Below are 2,802 nucleotides of genomic sequence, written 5' to 3'. Positions count from 1 at the left end.
GCATTCTCGGCGCAGTATCGGGTGCTTGTCCACCCCGACCGCCAACTGGCCGCCGATGGAACCGACCTGCGCTCTGCCCTCGACCGCGGGTTGCGCCGAGCGACCCCGAAGACGCGAGGATAGCCCGCGGCGATATGGACAACACGACGCGAACAATCCGACACCTGCTCGCCTCTGCGGGATGCGACGGCTGGTGCCACGCCCAGGTCGTTGGTGATCCCGAGACGGGGATCGGTCTGCGCTCGACCGCCCCGGTCGTCATCTCGTCGATGTATAAGGTGCACCTCATGGTCGCCGCATGCCGGTCGAATGAAGCCGGCTCGCTCGACTTCGACCGCCGGATTCGCATCGAACCGGGTCGCTACGCACCCGGGCCGACCGGATTCGCGTTGTTCTCCGACACCGTCGACGTTTCGCTACGCGACGTTGTCCGATCGATGATCACCGTGTCGGACAATACCTCCGCGGGTATCGTCTACGAGCTCCTCCCCGACGGCGCGCTCGAGGACACGCTGTCACGTCTGGGGTTGACCGAGGCCAGAATCTTCCCGAACCCCGGCGAGCGCTCCGTCCCTGCATCGGCCAAACCTGGCGCCACGGCCGCCGAGGACGCGGCATACGTGATCGCCGCGTTCGCCACCGATGACGACGGCACCGAATTCGACCCGGCGTACTACTCCCAGTCGACTACCGCAGAAATGTGCACGCTCCTCGATCTCATCTGGACCGACGCGGCCGCCGATCCCGAGCAGTGTGCCTTCATGCGGAGGTTGCTTCGCGAACAGGTGTGGCGCCACCGCGTGTCCTCCGGTTTCTCCCCGCGCCGATTCGAGGTCGCGGGAAAGACGGGGACCATCGATCGCGTCCGAGCGGAGTCCTCGGTCGTCACGCCGTCCGGGGAACGTCCGGTCGCTCTGTCGATCGTCACGAGGGCCGCGCGCGCCGAACCCGAGCTCCCCGAGGTCGATCGGGCCATCGGCCAAATCGCTCGGGTGCTTGTCGATGCGCTTCGACAGCGGCATGGCCGACGCGCATAGCCCGACCGGAATTCTCCGGTGATCGCCCGGCTTACACTGGTAGGCGTGAACGCACTCAATTACGTCCGCAATGTCGTCGCAACGCGTGCGCAAGTCTCGCAGCCGGTGCTCACCGCCAAGGTGTTGTCGAAGCTCACCGGGAGCTCGTCGAGCTCAAAGGGCTCTAAGCACGGCCCGCAGTTCGATCCGCAATCCTCCGCGATCGCGCAGGCGAACGCCGTGGCCGGTGCACTCAACTTCCCCAGCGCCGCCGAGGTCGACCGCACCGACGGCATTCTCGCGGCTCGCCGAGCGGCCGCCCCCGCCGCGCCGGGTGTTCCCGCAGAAACCCGAATTCCCTTCGACGAGGAGGATGCGGGCTCCGACGTCATCGACGAAGCGGGCGCGTAGCCCGCAGCTACGGCCGAGGTACGAGGTAGCGCCCCGCGCCGGGCACTACTTCGACGTCCATCGGGAGCGGGCCCCAACGGTCGCCGTCGGCGTAGCCGTTGACCCCGTCCATCTCGATGCGCACGTGCTTCGCGCGGTACGTGCTCACGCCTTCTTCCTCGACGAACGAGCCGGAGAAGATCTTCCCGAATTTCGACGCGGCGCGGAACCGATTCATCCGCTCGAGCACCGTCACATCGAACAGGCCGTCGTGGTGGTCGGCGTCGGGGCAGATTCGCATTCCGCCGCCATAGGTGGCGGTGTTGCCGACCGCGATGAGGGTGAGCGGCTCGGTGAGCTCGATGGTGTGGTCGAGCACGATCCGCGCGGGGATCGAGTGGAAGTTGAAGAACTCGAGCGCGATCGCGAGGTTGTAACGCATCTGCCCGCGCGGCCACCTGATCGTGTTCGTCCGGTCGGACACACGCGAATCGAAGCCCGCGCAGGCGATCGTCCCAAACCAATATGGTTCGGCGTCCGGCTGCCCTGCCGTGCGGATCACGCCGAGGTCGGTGGTGGTGTAAAACCCCTTCGCGATGACGTCGCACGCGCGTTTCGTATCGGTGGGGATGTGGTATTCGCGGGCGTGGTCATTCCCCGTCCCGGCGGGGATGATCCCCAGCGGCTTCCCGCTGCGGGCCTGCGCCTGCAGCGCGAGCCCGATGAGGCCGTCGCCGCCGCACGCCACCAACGCGTCGATCGAGGGATCCGCGATCGCTTCCGCCGCGAGCGCCTGCGAGGCCTCGCGGCTGTCGCCCTCGATCGATTCGACTTCGATGCCGAGCTCGGCGAATCGTTCGCGCGCCTTCGCGCCGATGCTCTTTGCCGAACCCAGTCCGGCCGCGGGGTTGGTGAGGAGCGCGATGCGTCGGATCGACGTCTCTCCGCACGTGTCCTGCGCCGCGGGTGCGTCGGGGGTGTCCGGGGCGCTGCCCTGCTCCGACGTCATGACTGGTTCTTCGCTTCCGTCCCGGAGGGGATGAGCTTGCCGGGGTTGAGGACGCCCGCCGGGTCGAGGGTGCGCTTGATGCCGCGGAGGATCTCCACGCCGAGCGGCTCGATCTCGTCGGTCATGTACGGCATGTGATCGGTGCCCACGGCGTGGTGGTGCGTGATCGTCCCGCCGTTCGCCTCGATGGCCTTCGACACCGCCTGCTTGGCGGCGCGCCACTGCGCGAGCGGCTGCTCGTCCTGACCCGCGACAATCGTAAAGTACAGCGAGCAACCGGTCGCGTACACGTGCGAAATGTGGCACATGACCAGCGCCATCGTGCCCGAATCGTTGAGCGAGGTCGCCAGCGCGTCGCCCACCGCCTTCTTCAACCGCGCCGCGTTT

The 2,802-nt window shown here is 67.3% G+C and carries 4 protein-coding genes; 2 read left to right on the top strand and 2 right to left on the bottom strand.

Annotated features, from left to right (window positions below):
- Window positions 1-134: 134 nt before the first annotated feature.
- A complete protein-coding gene (locus K8V11_RS05975) occupies window positions 135-1,037 on the top strand; it encodes a serine hydrolase (RefSeq protein WP_303911664.1) in 903 nt (300 codons plus the stop codon).
- Between the two features lie 45 nt (window positions 1,038-1,082).
- Window positions 1,083-1,427: a hypothetical protein gene (locus tag K8V11_RS05970; protein WP_303911662.1), complete on the top strand. Its 345-nt coding sequence runs from the start codon at window positions 1,083-1,085 to the stop codon at window positions 1,425-1,427.
- 7 nt (window positions 1,428-1,434) lie between these two features.
- Here K8V11_RS05970 and K8V11_RS05965 read toward each other — a convergent pair whose 3' ends face one another.
- Together K8V11_RS05965 and K8V11_RS05960 are read right to left on the bottom strand one after the other, a co-directional pair.
- Window positions 1,435-2,415: a diacylglycerol kinase gene (locus K8V11_RS05965; RefSeq protein WP_303911660.1), complete on the bottom strand. Its 981-nt coding sequence runs from the start codon at window positions 2,413-2,415 to the stop codon at window positions 1,435-1,437.
- Window positions 2,412-2,802, bottom strand: a 391-nt coding sequence (locus tag K8V11_RS05960) for an FAD-linked oxidase C-terminal domain-containing protein (protein ID WP_303911658.1), incomplete at its 5' end; no start/stop codon positions are given. The genes K8V11_RS05960 and K8V11_RS05965, both read right to left, overlap by 4 nt.

The organism is Dietzia timorensis (assembly GCF_020742175.1).
GTDB classification, from domain to species: Bacteria; Actinomycetota; Actinomycetes; order Mycobacteriales; family Mycobacteriaceae; genus Dietzia; species Dietzia timorensis_A.
The sequence above is the reverse complement of the archived record's forward strand: the minus strand, read 5'-3'. Positions and strand labels throughout refer to the sequence as shown.